This window comes from Micromonospora chokoriensis (genome assembly GCF_900091505.1).
Taxonomy (GTDB): domain Bacteria; phylum Actinomycetota; class Actinomycetes; order Mycobacteriales; family Micromonosporaceae; genus Micromonospora; species Micromonospora chokoriensis.
In genome coordinates, this window is the sequence record NZ_LT607409.1 from 5,647,180 (window position 1) to 5,666,159 (window position 18,980).

Consider the following 18,980-nt stretch of genomic DNA (forward strand, 5'->3'; position numbering starts at 1 on the left):
CAACTGGCCCGCTACCTGCAGGATCGTGCGAAATCGGCACCTGACACGTCGGAGGCAGCACACGATCCCAGGTCCGTGGCCCGGGCACACGTGGAGGAGTTCCAGGCGTGGATGGTGGATACACGCTCACCCGCAACCGCCCTGAACAAGCACAAAGCTCTGCAGCAGTTCTTCAAATGGCTCGCGCTCGACGAGGAGGAGATCGATCGATCTCCGATGGAGCGCGTTCGGCAGCCCAAGACGCCACAGAAGCTGATACCGATCATGCGCGACGACGACACGAAACGCATCCTGGACACGTGTCGCGGGAGAGCATTCGTCGACCGTCGAGACGAGGCGATCATCCGCCTGCTGTACAACACGGGTGCGCGGCTGTCCGAAGTTGCCAACCTTCATGTTGACGATCTCAGCCTCGCCGACACGGACACTGTCCGCTACCACGGCAAGGGCGCCAAGGACCGCCGGGTACGGCTGGGACCCAAGACCGCGCGGGCCATGAGCCGCTACCTCCGAACGCGGTCCCAGCACAAAGGGTCACTCCTTGCCGGGCTCTGGCTCGCGGACCGCGGCACACGGGCACTTGCGGCCAACGGCATCAAGCTCATGCTGAAACGTCGCGGCCGACGCGCCGGCGTCGCGAACGTCCACGCCCACCGCTGGCGGCACAACTTCGCCCACGAGTGGAAGCGCGCCGGCGGCGACACGGGCGACCTGATGCTGCTGCTCGGCTGGACCTCAGACGACATGCCCCGGCACTATGGCGCAAGCGCAGCCGCCGAACGCGCCCAGGAGAGCCAATCCCGTGTCGGGATCGGTGAGCGTGTCTGAGCCCGAAGAACCGATAGCCGGGTCGACGGGGCTGACGCCGGAGCAGCGTCGACGCCGGGCACGCATAGCCGCCCACGCATCCTGGGCCAGAACAACCGACCGCCGCGCTCGCACGGCAGCTGGGACGAAGGGCTTCCTCGAACGCTTCGAACGACAGGTCGACCCCGACGGCCTGCTCGATCCAGATGTACGCGCGGAAATGGCACGACACGCCAGGACGGCGTACATGTTGCATCTGGCGGAGCTGTCCCGGAAGTCCCGCCGTCGGCGTACAGATCCGAGTCCATAGGCAGGTGCGCCGTGACTTAAAGGATCGGCATGGCAAGAGCTCCCCGATCGGCTGTCCACCGGCCCCTACCACAGCGCGGGCGGCGGCGCCGTCTGGTCAGGCTGAGCGGAGGCATCGCAGACGCACAAGCGGATTTCAGCCAAAAAGGACGCGCGGCCCCGCACCGCTGATCGGGCAGAATGCCCTACGTGAACGCGCCAGCACCACGCCGGGCCGAGGAGAGATCCGTTCGGCTCGACTACGGGCAGTTCTGCCTCTGCGGTAGTCCATCGCCTGATGCCGACTATATGACCCTGCTCGAACAAGCGATCAATGGCTCAGGCGTCGCGGCATACGACCACGGGGTCATCGTTATCTCCCCTCACCAGAACAACTTCGAGATGCCGTTCCGTCTGGAGGTGTGGGACGACCGGCCGCTTGACGATCACGAGGATTGGGAGGAGGTCTTTGAGGCCAGCCTCCTGGTGGTCGATGACGTGCTTCGCTACTTCAGCCCCACGGACGCCGTCGCCGACTTCGAGGTGCCGAGCGGTCGGTATGCCGCACGAATATCGGGTCGGGGGTTCGTCAACCGCGGCTGGCCCGGCTCGATCAACCCGGCGACCGGTGGCGGGTACAACTCTGGCCGTCGGCCGGCGACATCCCCGCGCGCCGGCTCAAGGAATGGCATCATCCTGCCACCTGAAGACAGCGCCACAACGGGGCAAGACACCGCCTCCAAGATGGAATGACCGGGCGCGTGACGCCAGCAGTCCAGCGACCTCGGCCGGTCCCGTCCGGCGGCCCGGATCGCCGCCCTGCGGCCAGATCGGCCGCCGCCACCCGCGCCGTCCGGGCCGGCGCTACCGCAGTGCTCCCCCGTGACATGACCGCAGAACTCTGCTCGAAGCCTGCCGGGCGGTCAGCCGCAACGAATCAGTGCTGCCCACCGTGACCGTCCGTGAACTGCGGCGCCACACCGCCGGCTGGGACGACGACGTGCACCTCGACGACCACGAGATGGCTGGCTGCGGAGGTTCGCGAACGGAGCGACGGTGGCAGGGGTGGCGGCCGCATCCGGTTATTCCGAACAGATGATGTTCCGGCTGCTGCGGGACCTCTACGCTCGGCTGGGCGGCGGCGGGCGTACCGCGGCGATGCTGCTCGCGCGGGAACAAGGCCGGGTGTAGGTCGCCGGACGCAGCATTAGCCACTGTGACCGAGCGCGATTGGATCTCTGACACGCGCGACATCATGGCGTCGCGCTTCCCATCAGCGCCGTGGGAGATGCTCCTCGGCAGCGACGCCTGGCCGACGCGGCGCGCCGGTGACGCCAGTCGACCACGATGGCCCCTCGAACAGAGACAATCGCGACAGTAAGCAGGGTCTACTGTCACCGGATTCGTGAACCGGCGCCGCCGGCATGGCAACTGACGATAGTGCGAATCATGGCTGACGGGCTGAGCCCAACCATGGCGAGGGGACGTCGATGAGACTGCTGGAGACGATGATGCCGCAGGTAGCGGCGCTGATCGGCGTGGTGGTCGGCACTGTCGGCACGATCATTGCCACGACAGTGGCCGAACGTGCTCGATGGCGGCGCAATCAAATGGTGCGATGGGACGAGCGGCGGCTGGACGCCTACGCCGACTTCACGCGTGCCGTGAAGGAAATCCACTTGCTGGCGCTGGGAATGCTCAGCGCCCACCGGCCCGGCGCCCGTACCCCTGCACTTGACGGCGAAGAGGGGTTAACGCGGTTGGCTGAGGCGGATGTGCGGCACACGCTGACGTGGGAGGCAGTCCTGCTGCTCGGTGATGAGGTCACCATAAGGGCAGCCTCCGCATGGCGTCACGCGGTGCGAGCTCTGGAGCAGGCCGCGCGGTCCTTACCGGACCCGCCCAACGACCTAACGGAACTGGTTCGGCGGGCCGACGAGACCCGTGACGGCTTCTACCGCGCCGCGCGAGGCAGCCTCGGTGTGCGCGGCGGCAGCGTCGACCAGGTGCGGCGGCCAGCCAACAACCGTGTGCCGGCCATGCGCCTCTAACGTAGGTCCATCACACGAGCATCTTGTAGCAGATCCGGACGGCTGGGATGTCACTCCGCGAGCAAGCGGACGGCTTTCGGCATCGAATTCGGCGAGTAGGGTCACCCCGTGACTCTCCCGGGGGGCCGTCCAGGAACCCTGCCACCGCTTCCTCTCGCAGGCCCCGAAGGGGCCTGTGACCGGGCTCTGCTTGACTGAGGGCACCGGGTTCGGGGAGCGGATCGAGGGCAGTCGGACGTGGGATTCGTCGCCACCCTCACCCACCGGCCAACCGAAAGACCTACCCCAACACGGGTAGCCGTGTCCGTATCAGCGGTCCGTCGAGGTTACCCGCCCCGGCGGCAACACCCCGAATCATCCGAACGACAGGGGCAGGAAGTCATACCGGGCCAGGCGGCCGAGGGTCCCCGGCTGGATTCGATCAATAAGACCTCCGATCTCCTCAACGGTCAACTGGCGAGGTTGGTTGGATGGCGGAATGGACTACCGGAAGCTCTTCGCGGACGTGCATCGACGGCCGGGGATGTACACGCTGGACGGCTCGTTCCACGACTTCACGGTCTTTATCCGGGGCTGCGAGGCCGGCAACGACTGGCAGCTGCTTGCAGGCTTCAGGGAGTGGCTGGTGACACGCTGCGGGCGCGGAGACAACCTGATCTGGGAGGCGCTGGTGCTGCACCAGGCGTTCCCGGATGGGCCACCGCAACGCGAGCAGCTTGAGACGGAGATCGAGCTCAATCAGTTAGCTGTCGAAGCGCTGTTTCGCCTGCTTGACGAGTTTCTGCAGCGACGGACAGAGCATGGTGGCCTGGCTGACATCTTCGACGAGTACGTGACCTGGCGAAGGGAACAGAGCTGGTCGTGATCCATGCGGCGGCGTCTAGCCTCGCCTCGAATGCCTTGGCAGGGTCGTATCGCTGGCCGGTCGCCAGGCAGTGACGCAGACAACCGAGGAGCTGGTTGAACAGGTTGCGTAACACGGCGGGGTGCCGGTCCCCGTGGTCGCGTTGGCGTTGGTAGTGCTGTTTGGCGGGCTCGGCGTCGGTGGCGGCGACGAAGGCCCACAAATACCCCGCAGCGGCGAGCCGGTCGTTTCTTACCTTGCGGCGGGTGCTGGAGATGCTGCGACCAGAGGCCCGGGTGACCGGAGCTGCGCCGGCATAGGCCTTCAACGCACGGGCATCAGCGAACCGGGCGCGCTCGACGTTCAGCGTTGCCAGCAGTGCCAGAGTCTGGATGCCCATGGCTTCCTCCACGACGGCCAGGTGGCGCAGTTGCGGACGGCGCAGCGACTGCTGCAGCTCGGCGGCCAGGTCCTCCACGCCACGTTGGCGGCCGCCGCGGCGCAGCGCGGCATCCCGCGGACCTCGGCGGGCCGTTCGGGATTCATTAGGTAACGGGGGCCGCGCTATTCGGATGCCGGCTTGCGACTCCGCGTGCCGAACCAGGCTCAGCGCAACGCGATGTGGGCGTCCGTGAGGAAGCGGTCGCGGTCGTCACCGTGGGCGATTGCCGCGTTGTAAACCGCGTCAATCGCAGCGGCCAACGGATCGTCATTCGCCAGGGCTATCAGTGCGGGGAACGCGGCGGCCTGCTGGAGCGCCTCGGTGACACGGCGTTCGCCGAATGCTCCCGAACCCAAGTCCAGCGTGACGGTGGTGTGGGGCACCTCGGGATCGGACAGGAGCCGGTTGAACGCGGCGGCGCCGCCCTGTTCAGTGAAGGACCGGGGCAGCGGACGGCCGGCCTCGGCGGTGGCGAGCGCGTCGGCGATCCACCCGATCTGCTCCAGCCCGGCCACCCGCATCGCGCGACGGGCCGCCCAGCAGGCTGCCTCCCGCTGGCGGGCGGCGGGCAGCGCGTCGATGCGGTCGAGCAGCCGGCGGTCGATACGGGCCAGGGACCGCGCCTGGCCGAAGAGTTCGCGGACACGATCCGACGGTGGAGCACCTCCCCACCGCTCGGCGTCGCGCTCGGCCCGCAGGCGGCGGTACTTCTCGGCCAACGCGGTCGCCTCGGCCGCCTGCCCACGCAACGTCTCCACCCACGGATACGACACGGCGGCGTCGAGCAGATGGTCCCAGATCAGGCCGAGGGCGAAGGCGTGGCGTCCCAGCACACCCTCGTGCCGCAGCGTGAAACCGTCGGGGCCGGACGTCAGCCGTACGGTACTCGACTCGTTGTCCGGCAGCGTTTCCAGCGGATCAGGGAAGATCGGCTCGTCGGCGGTGGCCCACGACCACCTGAGAATCTCGTCGTCGACCTGCTCCAGCCGGACCTCCAGGTCCCCGGCGGGCAGCACTCCCACAGGCACCTCGACCGGCGCGAGCCGGTGGCGGACCACCGCCACCCGGGACAGGCCCGCGTCGTCCTCGTACGGGTCAGGTGGCATCGGCGGCAGGATCGCCGGACGACCAGACGGGCGCGCAACCAGTGACAGCATTCCCCACTCGGCGGCCTTCGCCGGCTTCTGCTCCCAGTCGCGGCCCCCCGGGTCGGCCAGCACGGTGCGCCATGGCGTCTCCTCGGACACCGCCCAGACGTGCAGCTCGTGCTGCTCGGGCGGGTCGTCGTCGGTGCGTACGGTCTCGTGCAGGCGGTCGCGCGCGTGCACCCGCACCCGGATCAGCCCGCGCGGAACAACGACGTCGGTGAGGGCCTCCGCGGTGCCGCCCATCAGGCCGACGACCGACAGCCGGCCGCTGGGACTGAAGAGGGTCGCCTCACTGATCGCGTCCCAGCCGACGTCGACACCCGTGGGACGCCCGGGCAGGACACACACGCGCGCCTCGATCCAACCGGTGTGTATGCCGCAGAAGCCGGTGAACTGATACGGCCCGACAACGTGCAGCAGGCCGTCGCCGAGGGTGTAGATCCCCATGCCGGACGCGCCCGGCACGGCCGACACCTCGTACTGACAGTGGCTGACGAACAACCTCGCCCAACTGGTCACAGATGCCGGACTTCGATCATCTGCGTCAGTCAAGTCGGCCACTCCCAAATCCTACGGCCGACCTCATCGAACCCTGGCAGCACGAAATCGCGTTCGTGTTCTGGATCGAGGCGAGGTCTTACTGTCCCTCCACACAGGTCTGCCCAGGGTAGCGGCTCAGGAAGGCCGCAACGCGCGCGCACAAGGAAGTGATCGGCCGGTATAACGTCGGCAGCGGATGCAGGCGAGGCAGCGATGCATCACTGTGCGTCACTGACAGCCACTACGCCAGTCCACCCGGAGTGGCAGAATGAGTGCGCGTCGGAGTCTCGGGCGCCTCGCCACCGGACGGTGTCTCACGGCTGCAGTTCGGCGCCGCTACCCTGGCATGTCGTGGGCGTGTTTGTTGATTACTTTGCGGCGTCGAGCGTGGAGCTGGAACGTCTCGACCTCTCGGCGGGGCCGGCGGGTACCGGCTCGCCGTATGTCGACTGCAAGGGATGGATCGATGGGCTGGCCGGTCGGGTCGCCGAGCTAACTGGTCGGGATGCCAGCGAGTTCGGTGACGATGTCGTTGTTTCCGTCGAAGCAGAAGGGCCAGGGCTGACGCGGGTGCGGTTGGAGGTCACCCAGGCGTTGGCTGACGTGACCGACGAGCGGTTGGCCGAGCACGCCGAGGATGAGCTTCTGGACCAGCACGAAGCCGATCGGTATGTCCAGCTGCGGGATCTGGCGCGGTCGGCAGGAGCCGACGGTCGTGGTCTTTACTGCTGGTCGTCGGTGTAGTTGACGAGCATCCAGAAGATCTGGTCACGAACGCCGGGTGGCAGCCGGCGGCTGAACCTTTTCCGAGACACCAGAGCGTATCCGTCGTTGTACTTGATCGCCCAGTCGGCCCCGAATCGGAGGGACCGCACCGTCTTGGTCTTGGTCTCGTCGTCCGGCCAGTCAGCCATGGCGGCTAGCGCTGCCTCCACGCGCTGGTCGATGCGGTCGAGGACGGCGTAGTCGGGCAGGCCCGGAAATCTCTGGGCGTCAAGATCGATGTGTCGGAACGCGACACCGAGCAGTTCCGCGCCGGTGAAGTCGTTGCCGCTGAAGGCGTTGCGGTCCCGACCGAGCGCCGCGTTGCGCTCAGTACCCCAGAAGTTGACGTCCTGGATCTTGCCGCGGAAGACGCATCCAACGAACTGTGCATTGTGTGTAGAGGTCAAGTCGCGCAGGCGGGCACCGTCGAACACGCAGCGCTCAAATCGGACGTTGCCGAAGTAGGCCTCCGGAGGTATGCGGGTGCGAGCGAAGACGCACTCCCGGAACACCGTCTCCGGCCAGCTCAGTTCGTCCCACCGCTCGCCGCGATAGCCGGTAGCGCCGAACAAGACGTGGTCGAACGCGGTCCGGGAGAAGTCGCAGCGTTCGAACACCGAGTCATGCGCCAGCAAGCTGGAAAACCTCAGCCCGGAGAAGTCGACACCAACCAGCCGCGCCTGAGCGAAGCTGACATCGAGGTTGCCATCCGCTACCCCGAACCGCCCGCCGTTCAGCTCGCCCCGGGCCAGCCAGTACCGGCGCAGACCCATCTGCGCCGCCTCGATTTCAAACGCTCCGCTCACATCACACCGTCTCGCAACCACCTGGGGGCGAGAACATATCGCGATGACGGCTGTCTGCGTTTACGGGGCTCCATGAACACCCTCAACACGACAGATCCGAACTCCGAGCCGCCGTTTGGCCACTCATCACGCAATGTCACCAATCGGATGTCGACCGGTCCTACAGGCGTCACGCACCGCCGATCGGCGCTAGGTCGGCGAAGCCGATGTAGCTCTGTTACTACAAGACGTACCGGAATCTGTACCGGGGCAAGTGGGCCGCACCCAGCCCGACTCGACTCAGGTCCGCCGATCGACGACAAGAGCAATGCGGTCGGCCAAGCCGGGACTCGGCCCGGCCGACCGCATTGCCACGTCTACACCCCTTTCCCGATGCCCAGTTGCACCTGGATCTCCTGGGCGCGTTCGGCCGCCGCGCTGGCGCCGTAGTGGCGAGGCATGTCCTCCGAGGTCCAGCCCAACAGCAGCATCAGGTCACCGGTGTTCCCGCCGGCACGCTTCCACTCGTGGGCGAAGTTGTGCCGCCAGCGGTGGGCGTGCACGTTCGCGACGCCCGCGGCGAGGCCCAGCCGCTTCAGGCGAATCTTGATGCCGTTGGCCGCCAACCTCCGGCCGCCGCGGTCGGCGAGCCACAGATCCGGCAGCTCCGATCCCTTGTGCTTGCCTCGCGCCCGGAGGTAGCGGCTGATGGCCCGGGCCGTCTTCGGCCCGAACCGCACCCGGCGGTCCTTGGCGCCCTTGCCGTGGTAGTGCACCGACTCCGTATTCAGGTCGACGTCGTCGAGCAGCAGGTTGCCGACCTCCGACAGCCGCGCTCCGGTGTTGTAGTACAGGCGGATGATCGCCTCGTCGCGCAGGTGCGGAAAGGTCTTGCCCTTGCAGGCGTCGAGGAGCTTCTTCGTGTCCTCGTCCCGGATGATCGGGATCAGCTTCTGTGGCGTCTTGGGCTGTCGAACCCGGTCCATTGGAGAGCGGTCAATGTCCTCCTCAGCCAGCAACCACTTGAAGAACTGCTGCAGACCCTTGTGCTTGTTCAACGCCGTCGACGCCGACCGGGTCTCGATCATCCACGCCTGAAACGCCTCCGCGTGCCCACGGGTCACCTCGGTGGGATCCTCCGCGGCGTCGGCGGCATCAGGGTCAGGCGAATGCTCGGCCAGATATCGGGCCAACTGCGCCGCCGCCAGGAGGTAGTTGTACCGGGTCGTCTCCGGGTAGTTGCCCGCCCGCAGCGTCCGGTCCCAGTCCCGCAGGTACCCCGCCCAGGTCGAGGACAGGTCGGCGGTGAGCTTGGTGAGGTCCAGTAGAGCCATGTCGGTCACCCGTCGAGTCAAGGGGTCGATAAGCGGCGTGCTCGACCTCGACGAACCACCGTGAACACGAAAAAGAGGGTTTCCACAGGCTCTGACCTGCGGAAACCCTCTCACTGTCGGGACGGCCGGATTCGAACCGACGACCCCTTGACCCCCAGTCAAGTGCGCTACCAAGCTGCGCCACGTCCCGCCCCCGCGTGGTTTCCCACTGCGACAGCCGGTACAGCTTAGCGCAGCAGTCGCGGCCCTTTCGCACAGGCCCCACCCGCGCCACGCAGCGGCCGGGCCACCCCGCATCGCGCCGCCCGGACCACCCCACACCCCCTAAAGCGTCCTAGGGGGGTGGGGTGGGAGAAATGCCGGACGGGCAGTTCGCCCATCCGGCATTCTTCGAGCAGAACGGCAGACGCGTCAGCCGTGTGCCTTGCCTCGACCGCCGGGGCCGAGCTTCTTCCTCGGGCGGACCGAGATCTCGATCGGGCTGCCCTCGTACCCGAATTCCTCGCGGAGCTTGCGCTCGACGAAGCGCTGGTAGCCGGCGTCCAGCGGGCCGGTGGTGAACAGCACGAACCGCGGCGGTGCCACGCCGGCCTGCGTCGCGAACAGGATCCGCGGCGCCCGTCCACCACGCACGGGGTGCGGGGTGGCCTGCACCAGCGCGGTCAACCACTGGTTGAGGTGCGCGGTCGGCACCCGCGTCTCCCAGCTCGCCAGGGCCTTGTTCAGGGCCGGGGCCAGCTTGTCCACCGCACGACCGGTCATCGCGGACAGGTTCAGGCGGATCGCCCAGGGGATGCGGCGCAGCTCCCGGTCGATCTCCTTGTCCAGGTAGTACCGGCGGTCGGCGTCGACCAGGTCCCACTTGTTGAACGCGATGACGAGCGCCCGGCCGGCCTCGGTCACCATCGTCAGGATCCGCTGGTCCTGCTCGCTGATCGGCTCGCTGGCGTCCAGGAGCACGACGGCGACCTCGGCGGCCTCGATAGCGCCGGCGGTACGGAGGCTGGCGTAGTACTCGGTGCCGCTGGCCTTGCCGACCCGCTTGCGTAGGCCGGCCGTGTCGACCAGCTGCCAGGTCTGGCCGCCGATGTCGACCAGGCTGTCGACCGGGTCCACAGTGGTGCCCGCTACCGAGTCGACGACCGCCCGATCCTCGCCGGAGAACCGGTTGAGCAGGCTGGACTTGCCCACGTTCGGCCGCCCGACCAGTGCCACCCGGCGCGGCCCGCGCGGGCGGTTCTCCACGATCGTCGGCGCTTCCGGCAGCGCGGCGAGGATGGCGTCCAGCAGGTCGCCGGAGCCACGCCCGTGCAGCGCGGACACCGGGAACGGCTCACCGAGACCGAGGGACCACAGCGAGGTGGCCTCCATCTCGATGGAGTTGTTGTCGGCCTTGTTGGCCACCAGGATCACCGGCTTGGCGCTGCGCCGCAGCATCTTCACCGCGGCCTCGTCCACGTCGGTGGAACCCACCATCGCGTCGACCACGAAGAGGACCACGTCGGCGGTGACGACCGCCGTCTCGGCCTGCGCCGCGATGGCCGCGGCGCGGTCCTTCGCGTCCGGCTCCCATCCGCCGGTGTCCACCACTGTGAACGCCCGACCGTTCCACTGCGCGTCGTACGGCACCCGGTCCCGGGTCACGCCCGGGACGTCCTCGACGACCGCCTGTCGACGGCCGATGATCCGGTTGACCAGAGTGGACTTACCCACGTTGGGGCGACCGACCACGGCCACCACCGGCTGCGGGCCACTGGGTTCCTCGACGGCGACGTCGGGCTCCCGCAGCTCGACCCACCCAGCTGCATCGCTACTCATGCCGCTCCTCCGCTGCGCTCCGAAGCGTCATGGGAAACAACCACACCCCGCTCGGTGAGCATCTCGCGCAGTCGCGCGACGACCTCGTCGATGCCCAGCTCGGTGGTGTCGAGCACCACGGCGTCGGGTGCCTGCGCCAACGGGTTGACCTTGCGGGTCGAGTCGAGCCGGTCCCGTCGCGCCAGATCGGCCGCGGTGGCCGCCACGTCGGCGGCGTCCTCGGCGCTGCGCCGGGCGGCACGGGCCGCCTCGGAGGCGGTCAGGAAGACCTTCAGGTCGGCGTCCGGCGCCACGACCGAGCCGATGTCGCGGCCCTCGACCACCATCCGACCAGCATTGGCGATCATCTCGCGCTGCCGGGAGACCAGCAGCTCACGGACCGCCGGCACGGCGGCGACCGCGGAGACCGCCCCGGTCACCTCGGCGCCCCGGATGTCGGCGTCGACGCCCACACCGTCGACGGTGACGGCGTACCCCTGGGGGTCGGTGCCGATGCGCAGGTCGACCTCGCCGGCGACCTTGGCCACCGACGCGGCGTCGGTGAGGTCCACGCCGGAGCGCAGCACGGCCCACGTGATCGCCCGGTACATCGCCCCGGTGTCCAGGTAGCGCGCACCGATGCCGGCGGCGAGCCGCCGCGACACGGTGGACTTACCCGAACCGGACGGCCCGTCCACAGCGACCACACATCGCCCGGCCCGTACGTTTTCCTCCACCGTGTCCTCCTCAGCCCGTACCTCACGGATCGCCCGGTGATTCGGCGCCGCAAGCGGTTCGTCAATCGTCATCAATCATGCCCGGGTCCTTCGGCGGACCCGCACGCGCCGCCACCGGAGGCGACCCACGCCACCTCCGGCGGCCGTCGTCCGGCCATCGGTGGAGCCTACCGGCAGCCGTACCCCGGAACCGGGGGTCAGTCACCCACCGCGTGGAACAGGGCGGCGACCTCCGCGTTGGTCAGCCTCCGGATCCGCCCGGTGCGCAGTTCGCCGAGCCGGATCGGACCGATCGAGGTACGCACCAGCCGGGTGACCGGGTGTCCGACCTCGTCCATCAACCGACGGACGATGTGCTTGCGCCCCTCGTGCAGGCTCAGCTCCACCTGGGCGGTTTTACCCAGCGTGTCCACCACCTTGAACGAGTCGACCTTGACCGGCCCGTCCTCCAGCTCGACGCCGGCCAGCAGCCGCTTGCCGAGGTTGCGCGGGATCGGCCCGACCACCTCGGCGAGGTAGGTCTTCAGCACCTCGTAGGACGGGTGCATGAGCTTGTGCGCGAGGGTGCCGTCGTTGGTGAGCAGCAGCAGGCCCTCGCTGTCCGCGTCGAGGCGCCCCACGTGGTAGACCCGCTGCTCCACCCGGTTGCCGATGAACTCGGCGAGCTCGTTGCGCCCCTTGTCGTCCGCCATGGAGGTGACCACGCCACGCGGCTTGTTCATCGCCACGTAGACGAGCCGGACGTCGACCTGGAGGCGCTCGCCGTCCACGTGGATCACGGCGGTGGCCGGGTCGACCTTGTCGCCGAGCTTGGCGACCCGCCCGTCCACTGTCACCCGGCGGCGGAAGATCAGATCCTCGCAGGCACGCCGGGAACCCACGCCGGCGGCGGCGAGCACCTTCTGCAGGCGCTCCGCCCCCTCGAAGACGGGGGCGTCGGGTTTGGGGGCACGGTTATCGGGTCGCATCAGCAAGCTCTTCTACGTCGTCGGGCAGGAAGGGTGCGAGGGGCGGCAGCTCGTGAACGGTGTTCAGCCCGAGCTTCTCCAGGAACAGCGTGGTGGTCTTGTACAGGAACGCCCCGCTGTCCGTTTCGGTGCCGCACTCCTCGACGAGGCCGCGAGTGACCAGCGTACGGATGACCCCGTCGCAGTTCACACCCCGGATGGCTGAGATTCGCGAGCGGGTCACCGGCTGCTTGTAGGCGACCACGGCGAGCGTCTCCAACGCCGCCTGGGTCAGCCGTACGGACTGCCCGTCCAGAACGAACCGCTCGACGTACGTAGCGTATTCCGGCCGGGTGTAGAGCCGCCACCCGCCGGCCGCCCGGCGCAGCTCGAACCCGTGCCCGGCGGCGGTGTACCCGGCGGCGATGTCGTCGAGCATCGGGCCGACCCGCTCGGCCGGTTGCTCCAGCACCTGGGCCAGCACCAGCTCGCTGACCGGCTCGTCGACGACCAGCAGGATGGCCTCCAGGGCGCCGCGCAGCTCGGCGTCGGACAGCTCCGGCGCGGGCTCCGGCGCGGCCGTCACCCTCCGTCGCCCGGATGCCTGCCGAGGGGGTACGTCCCGAGCGCCGCTCGGCTCAGCTGCCGCGACCGGATCCGGGGCGACCTGGCCCGCCCTGGGTGGCGTAGCGGGCTCCGTGGCGATGTCGGTCACATCGGGTGCCGGGCCGGGTGCGGCGGCTGCGGCGGCCTCGGACTCGGTGGCTGCACGGTCAGGGGCCGCAGGGTCGGCAGCCTCGGAGGCGGTGGGCTCAGGGTCGGCGGCCTCGGAGGCGTCTGCCGAGGGCGCGGGCTGCCGGGGGCGTTCCCACGGGGGGACCCAGGCGGCGGCCTGGTCGGCCAGCGAGTCCCGGCGTTGCTCGTCACTCATCCCGCTCATCCTCCGTGGTTCCCGTCCCGTCCGGGCCGCCGGCCTCCCCCGCCGGGTCGGCCGGCTCCGACCCCACCGCCTCGGGCACCTCCGACAACGCCACCGGGTCGTGGCCCTCCGACAACGCCACCGGTGGCTCGGGGTCGGCCGGGGTGCCGGCGTACTCGTCGACGTGCAGGTCGGTGTCCCCGTCGGCCGGGCCGGTCCAGCGCACCGTCAGCTCCTCCAGGGCCTGCTCCTGGACGAAGGACACCAGGCCCTCCCGGTACAGCTCCAGCAGCGCCAGGAACCGCGCCACCACCTCCAGGGTGGCCTCGCAGTCGGCGCAGAGCAGCGAGAACGTGGCAGTGCCGGCCCGGCGAAGCCGGGCGGTGAGGATCGCCGCGTGTTCGCGGACACTGACCCGGACCATGTGCACGTGGGCGATGGACACCTCGGGCACCGGTTTCGGGGTCATCGCCTTCACGGCAAGCTTCAGCAGCCGCTGCGGGCCGATGCCGAGCACCAGGTCGGGCAGCGCCTCCGCGTAGCGGGGTTCCAGGCTGACCGCCCGCGGGTACCGGCGGCCGCCGACGGCCTCCAGCTCGGCGATGTGCGCGGCGGCCTCCTTGTACGCCTTGTACTGCAACAGGCGGGCGAAGAGCAGGTCCCGGGCCTCCAGCAGGGCGAGGTCCGCCTCGTCCTCGACCTCGGCGGAGGGCAGCAGCCGGGCCGCCTTCAGGTCCAGCAGGGTCGCGGCGATGAGGAGGAACTCGCTGGCCTCGTCCAGGTCCCAGTCGTCGCCCATGGCCCGGATGTAGGCGATGAACTCGTCGGTGACCGTGTGCAGGGCGACTTCGGTGACGTCGAGCTTGTGCTTGCCGATCAGTTGCAGCAGCAGGTCGAACGGGCCGGTGAAGTTGGCCAGCCGCACCGTGAAGCCGGCGGAAGCCGGCTCGGCAGCCACGTCGGTGGGCGGCACACCGTCGACCACGGCCGTGTCGGCGGCCTCGGGCGGGTCAACTGGTGGCGCGGTCACCGGACGACCGTAGTCCACGAGAGCGGCACCGGGCGTTCCGGCTACCGCTCCGACTGGGCGGCGATCACCTCGCGGGCCAGCTGACGGTAGTTACGTGCCCCGGAGGACGCCGGGTCCATCGTCGTGATGGGGGCACCGGCCACGGTGGACTCGGGGAACTTCACCGTCTTGGTGATGACCGTCTGGTAGACCTTGTCGCCGAACGCCTCGACCACCCGCTGCAACACCTGACGGCAGTGCGTGGTGCGGCTGTCGTACATGGTGGCGAGGATGCCTTCCAACTCCAGGTCGAAGTTGAGCCGCTCCCGCACCTTGTCGATGGTGTCCAGCAGGAGCGCCACACCGCGCAGGCTGAAGAACTCGCATTCCAGGGGGATGAGCACACCGTGCGCCACGGTCAACGCGTTGATCGCCAGCAGGCCGAGTGACGGCTGGCAGTCGATCAGGATGTAGTCGTACTCCTTGCGCACCGAGCGCAGGACCCGGGCCAGGGCCATCTCCCGGGCCACCTCGTTGACGAGCTGGATCTCGGCGGCGGAGAGGTCGATGTTGGCCGGCAGCAGGTGCAGGCCCGCCACGTCGGTCTTGATCAGGACGTCCTCGGCGGTCACGTCGTCCTGCATGAGCAGGTTGTAGACGGACAGGTCGAGGTTGTGCGGGTTGACACCCAACCCGACCGAGAGGGCGCCCTGCGGGTCGAAGTCGACGAGCAGCACCTTGCGCCCGTACTCCGCGAGGGCCGCGCCCAGGTTGATCGTGGTGGTGGTCTTGCCGACGCCGCCCTTCTGGTTGGCCATCGCGATGATGCGCGCGGGGCCGTGCCGGTCGGTGGGCATCGGCTCGGGGATGGGCTTGCGCATCGTGTAGGCAGCCGGATCCGCAGGACCCAGATCCGCGCCGAGCGTGGCCTGCTGCTCGCGGAGCTCCGACGTCCAGGTCTCGGCACGGTCACCATTGCCAGCCATGTGCTCGTTGCCCCCTCCCGACGACCCACCCGGCGTCGGAGCCGTCCGACGTCCTTCGCGGCGCCGCTGCGCACCCCGGTCGTGTCGCTCCAGGAGGTCCGCGCCGATGCCGACTGTACGCCACCGACCAGCAGGGGGTTCGGCACCGGCCCGGCGTGTCGGCACCGACCGCTACCGGGTTCAGCCCCGGGCGCGCGGGTGGGCGGTGGCGTACACCTCGCGTAGCCGCTCCACGGTGACCAACGTGTAGACCTGGGTGGTGGTCACCGACGCGTGGCCGAGCAACTCCTGGACCACCCGGACGTCGGCGCCGCCGTCGAGCAGGTGGGTGGCGTACGAGTGGCGCAGGGTGTGCGGGGACACGGCGGCCGGCCCGTCGACGGGCAGCCCGGCCCGGTCGGCGGCCTGCCGCAGGATGCCCCAGGCGCCCTGGCGGGACAAAGCGCCGCCGCGGGCGTTGAGGAAGACCGCCGGGGTGCCCCGGCCGGCGGCGGCCAGCAGCGGCCGGGCCCGGACCAGGTAGGCGCGGACCGCGTCGACGGCGTACCCACCGATCGGCACCAACCGCACCCGGCCGCCCTTGCCGCGCAGCAGCACGGTGCCCTCGTCGGTGTCGAGGTCGTCCACGGCGGCGCCGACCGCCTCGGAGATCCGCGCGCCGGTGCCGTACAGGAACTCCAGCAGCGCCCGGTCGCGCAGCGCGCGGGGGGCGTCCTCGCCGGTCGCGGTGGCGGGGCCGGCGAGGTCCAACAGCCGGACCACGTCGTCGACCGGCAGGGCCCGGGGCAGCCGGCGGGGCGGGGTGGGCGGGCGGACGTCGCGGCTGGGGTCGGCGCCGGCGAGCCCTTCGCGCATCGCGAAGCGGTGCAGGCCGCGGACCGCGCTGGCCGCGCGGGCGGCGGAGGTGACCGCCAGCGGAGGGTGGTCGTCGTCGCCGGCGCGCAGCCGCGCCAGGTGCGCCTCGACCAGGCCGGCGTCGACCGACGCGAGGTCGGCGACGCCGGCGTCGGCCAGGGTCGTCAGGTAGCGGTCCAGATCCCGGCGGTACGAGGTGAGCGTGTTCGCGGAGAGGCCACGTTCGACGGTGAGGTGGTCGAGGTAGCCGCGCACGGCACGGCGCAGGGCCGGCGCGGGCTCGTCGCCCGCACCGGCCCGTTCGACTGTGGAGTCGGTCAGCCCAGCACCTCGGCCAGCGGGAGCACGTCCATGCCGTGCGACTCGGCGACCGGGCCGTAGGTGACCCGACCGTCGTGGGTGTTCAGGCCCAGCGCCAGCGCCGGGTCGTTGCGCAGCGCCTGCCGCCACCCCTGGTTGGCCAACTCCAGGGCGTACGGGAGGGTGACGTTGGTCAGCGCGTAGGTGCTGGTGTTCGGCACCGCGCCCGGCATGTTCGCCACGCAGTAGAAGATCGACTCGTGCACCTTGTAGACCGGGTCGGCGTGCGTGGTGGGGCGCGAGTCCTCGAAGCAGCCGCCCTGGTCGATGGCGATGTCGACGAGCACACTGCCCGGCTTCATCCGGGAGACCAGCTCGTTGCTGATGAGCTTCGGGGCCTTCGCGCCGGGCACCAGGACCGCGCCGATGACCAGGTCGGCGTCGAGCACCGCCCGCTCGACCTCGTAGGCGTTGGAGGCGATGGTCTGCAGGTGACCGCGGTAGATGGCGTCGGCCTGCCGCAGCCGGGCGACGTTCTTGTCCAGCAGCAGCACCTCGGACTGCAGGCCCAACGCGATGGCGGCGGCGTTCAGGCCGGACACACCGGCGCCGATGACGACGGTCTTGGCCGCGTACACGCCGGAGACACCGCCGGGCAGCACACCCCGACCGCCACCGGTACGCATCATGTAGAACGCGCCGACCTGCGGGGCGAGCCGGCCCGCGACCTCGGACATCGGGGCGAGCAGCGGCAGCGACTTGTCGGGCAGCTCCACCGTCTCGTACGCGATGCCGGTGACCTTGCGGTCGACGAGCGCGTCGGTGCACTCCTTGGAGGCGGCCAGGTGCAGGTAGGTGAAGAGCACCTGCCCCTCACGCATGCGGTGGTACTCCTCGGCGATCGGCTCCTTGACCTTGAGCACCAGCTCGGCGGTCCCCCACACCTCGTCGGCGGTGTCCAGGATCTTCGCGCCCGCGGCGGCGAACTCCTCGTCGGTGATGCTGGAGCCCTCACCGGCGCCGGCCTCGACGAAGACCTGGTGGCCGTTGCGGGTGAACTCGTTGACGCCCGCTGGCGTGATCGCCACGCGGTACTCGTGGTTCTTGACCTCGCGTGGGATTCCGACCTTCACGATGCAGACACCTCTCTTCGGGGCTGCTCTCCCCCGACTGCTCGGTGCCGCAGCGGCCCCTTTGCCACCGCGGTCCACCGGTCCCGCCGGCGGCAGTCTAGGCGCGCCCCGCGCCGCCGAGAGCCAGCACAGTGACATCCGGTGCCCGAGTGTCCTGACGATCTGTCAGGGCACCGACCCGGGCTCCGCGGCGGATGGCCACCTCAGCCGTCAGGACAGTGTTCGGCCATCATCGTCCCATCTGTCGGGTGGCGTTGCGGACAGCGGGCAAGTGGATCACTAGTGTGTCCGCCCATGACCACTCCTCCTTACCAGCCCGGGTACCCCCAGCCGGGGTACCCGCAGGGCGTCTCCGACAAGAGCAAGATCATCGCGGGCATCCTCGGTATCCTGCTGGGCACCTTCGGTGCCGGTCGGTTCTACACCGGACACACCAAGATCGCCGTCCTCCAGCTCGTCGTGAGCGTGGTGACCTGCGGCTTCGGCGCCCTCTGGGGCGTCATCGACGGAATCCTCATCCTGGTCAACGGCGGCACCGACGCACAGGGCCGTCCGCTGCGCGACTCCTGAACCAGAACGACGACAGGGGCCCCGCGGCTGACCGCGGGGCCCCTGTCGTCGTACCCCCTCACCGGTGCGGACCGGCGGCGCTGCTCAGCGGGGCAGCGGCGCGTCCGCCCGACGCACCGTCGACCAACCGGTGTCCCGGGCGCGGGCCGCGGCGAGCAGCCCGGCCACCGCGGACGCGTTGGTGATCTCACCGGCCAGGACCATCGCGACGGCCTCGTCCAGGTCGATCCGCACGACCTGGAGGTCGGCCTCCTCGTCGTGGCGCTCGTGGCGCTCGTCGGCCGGCACGTCGGCGATGTCGCGGGCCAGGAAGACCCGCACCACCTCGTTGGTGAACCCGGGCGAACTGTGCAGGTCGACCAGCACGTCGACCCGCCCGGCGGTGAGGTCCGCCTCCTCGGCCAGCTCCCGCAACGCGGCGGCCGGCAACTCCTCACCGGAGACGTCCATCAGCCCGGCGGGCAGCTCCCACAGGTGCCGCCCAACCGGGTGCCGGTACTGGCGGATCAGCACCACCTGACCGGCGTCGTCGAGCGCCACCACGGCCACCGCGCCGACGTGCCGCACCACGTCACGCACCCCGGTCCCGCCGCCGGGCATGGTCACCTCCTCGGTGACCACGTCGAAGATCCGCCCCCGGTAGCGCTCCTGCCGCGACCGCACCTCGTAGCGGTGCTCCAGCCCGCTCACGCCGGCCCCCCGCTGGTTGGCTCGCTGCCCTCG

18 protein-coding genes, 1 tRNA gene and 1 pseudogene are annotated in these 18,980 nt (G+C 69.6%); 6 read left to right on the forward strand and 14 right to left on the reverse strand.

Annotated elements, in window-relative coordinates:
• The first annotated feature begins 3 nt into the window (after positions 1–3).
• From GA0070612_RS25580 to GA0070612_RS32705, 4 genes are all read left to right on the forward strand, one after another.
• The gene (locus tag GA0070612_RS25580; RefSeq protein WP_231924702.1) at positions 4–828 is read left to right on the forward strand and encodes a tyrosine-type recombinase/integrase; all 825 of its coding nucleotides are present in this window, start codon (positions 4–6) and stop codon (positions 826–828) included.
• Positions 829–1,305: 477 nt separating this feature from the next.
• A complete protein-coding gene (locus tag GA0070612_RS25590; protein WP_157742607.1) occupies positions 1,306–1,848 on the forward strand; it encodes a hypothetical protein in 543 nt (180 codons plus the stop codon).
• A 737-nt stretch (positions 1,849–2,585) separates the two neighbouring features.
• Positions 2,586–3,146, forward strand: a complete 561-nt coding sequence (locus tag GA0070612_RS25595) for a hypothetical protein (RefSeq protein ID WP_231924344.1) — start codon at positions 2,586–2,588, stop codon at positions 3,144–3,146.
• Positions 3,147–3,624: 478 nt separating this feature from the next.
• Positions 3,625–4,011, forward strand: coding sequence for a hypothetical protein (locus GA0070612_RS32705; protein ID WP_231924743.1), 387 nt, complete (start codon positions 3,625–3,627; stop codon positions 4,009–4,011).
• A 211-nt stretch (positions 4,012–4,222) separates the two neighbouring features.
• Here the strand turns inward: GA0070612_RS32705 and GA0070612_RS32710 are convergent.
• Positions 4,223–4,390, reverse strand: a pseudogene (locus tag GA0070612_RS32710) (transposase); the annotation flags it as partial.
• A 206-nt stretch (positions 4,391–4,596) separates the two neighbouring features.
• The gene (locus GA0070612_RS25605) at positions 4,597–6,045 is read right to left on the reverse strand and encodes a hypothetical protein (RefSeq protein WP_157742608.1); all 1,449 of its coding nucleotides are present in this window, start codon (positions 6,043–6,045) and stop codon (positions 4,597–4,599) included.
• A gap of 426 nt (positions 6,046–6,471) precedes the next feature.
• Between GA0070612_RS25605 and GA0070612_RS31660 the strand changes: the two genes are divergently transcribed.
• On the forward strand, positions 6,472–6,864 hold the full coding sequence (locus tag GA0070612_RS31660; RefSeq protein ID WP_157742609.1) for a hypothetical protein: 393 nt from the start codon (positions 6,472–6,474) through the stop codon (positions 6,862–6,864).
• Here GA0070612_RS31660 and GA0070612_RS25610 read toward each other — a convergent pair.
• From GA0070612_RS25610 to ald, 11 genes are all read right to left on the reverse strand, one after another.
• Positions 6,843–7,691 (reverse strand): pentapeptide repeat-containing protein, encoded by an 849-nt coding sequence (locus GA0070612_RS25610; protein ID WP_157742610.1) that lies wholly within the window; start codon positions 7,689–7,691, stop codon positions 6,843–6,845. The two genes, GA0070612_RS31660 and GA0070612_RS25610, sit on opposite strands and share 22 nt — an antisense overlap.
• Positions 7,692–8,047: 356 nt before the next feature.
• Positions 8,048–9,004, reverse strand: a complete 957-nt coding sequence (locus GA0070612_RS25615) for a tyrosine-type recombinase/integrase (protein ID WP_157742611.1) — start codon at positions 9,002–9,004, stop codon at positions 8,048–8,050.
• 116 nt (positions 9,005–9,120) lie between these two features.
• Positions 9,121–9,194, reverse strand: a tRNA-Pro gene (locus GA0070612_RS25620).
• A 221-nt stretch (positions 9,195–9,415) separates the two neighbouring features.
• Positions 9,416–10,822 carry a ribosome biogenesis GTPase Der gene (der, locus tag GA0070612_RS25625; protein WP_088990240.1) on the reverse strand — a complete coding sequence of 469 codons (1,407 nt, stop codon included), beginning with the start codon at positions 10,820–10,822 and terminating at the stop codon, positions 9,416–9,418.
• Positions 10,819–11,538, reverse strand: coding sequence for a (d)CMP kinase (gene cmk, locus GA0070612_RS25630; RefSeq protein ID WP_088991763.1), 720 nt, complete (start codon positions 11,536–11,538; stop codon positions 10,819–10,821). The genes der and cmk overlap by 4 nt, the downstream gene beginning before the upstream one ends.
• 197 nt (positions 11,539–11,735) lie before the next feature.
• The gene (locus GA0070612_RS25635; RefSeq protein ID WP_088990241.1) at positions 11,736–12,506 is read right to left on the reverse strand and encodes a pseudouridine synthase; all 771 of its coding nucleotides are present in this window, start codon (positions 12,504–12,506) and stop codon (positions 11,736–11,738) included.
• Positions 12,493–13,416: an SMC-Scp complex subunit ScpB gene (gene scpB, locus GA0070612_RS25640; RefSeq protein WP_088990242.1), complete on the reverse strand. Its 924-nt coding sequence runs from the start codon at positions 13,414–13,416 to the stop codon at positions 12,493–12,495. The genes GA0070612_RS25635 and scpB overlap by 14 nt, the downstream gene beginning before the upstream one ends.
• Positions 13,409–14,434 carry a segregation and condensation protein A gene (locus tag GA0070612_RS25645; protein WP_088991764.1) on the reverse strand — a complete coding sequence of 342 codons (1,026 nt, stop codon included), beginning with the start codon at positions 14,432–14,434 and terminating at the stop codon, positions 13,409–13,411. The genes scpB and GA0070612_RS25645 overlap by 8 nt, the downstream gene beginning before the upstream one ends.
• A 41-nt stretch (positions 14,435–14,475) precedes the next feature.
• The gene (locus GA0070612_RS25650; RefSeq protein WP_088990243.1) at positions 14,476–15,399 is read right to left on the reverse strand and encodes a ParA family protein; all 924 of its coding nucleotides are present in this window, start codon (positions 15,397–15,399) and stop codon (positions 14,476–14,478) included.
• 180 nt (positions 15,400–15,579) lie between these two features.
• Positions 15,580–16,575, reverse strand: a complete 996-nt coding sequence (locus tag GA0070612_RS25655) for a site-specific tyrosine recombinase XerD (RefSeq protein ID WP_088991765.1) — start codon at positions 16,573–16,575, stop codon at positions 15,580–15,582.
• The gene (ald, locus tag GA0070612_RS25660; RefSeq protein WP_088990244.1) at positions 16,572–17,687 is read right to left on the reverse strand and encodes an alanine dehydrogenase; all 1,116 of its coding nucleotides are present in this window, start codon (positions 17,685–17,687) and stop codon (positions 16,572–16,574) included. The genes GA0070612_RS25655 and ald overlap by 4 nt, the downstream gene beginning before the upstream one ends.
• 228 nt (positions 17,688–17,915) lie before the next feature.
• Here ald and GA0070612_RS25665 point away from each other — a divergent pair, with 228 nt between their 5' ends.
• Positions 17,916–18,257, forward strand: a complete 342-nt coding sequence (locus GA0070612_RS25665) for a TM2 domain-containing protein (protein WP_408630584.1) — start codon at positions 17,916–17,918, stop codon at positions 18,255–18,257.
• A gap of 84 nt (positions 18,258–18,341) precedes the next feature.
• Here GA0070612_RS25665 and GA0070612_RS25670 read toward each other — a convergent pair whose 3' ends face one another.
• Positions 18,342–18,947 carry an NUDIX domain-containing protein gene (locus GA0070612_RS25670; RefSeq protein WP_088990246.1) on the reverse strand — a complete coding sequence of 202 codons (606 nt, stop codon included), beginning with the start codon at positions 18,945–18,947 and terminating at the stop codon, positions 18,342–18,344.
• Positions 18,948–18,980: the final 33 nt, after the last annotated feature.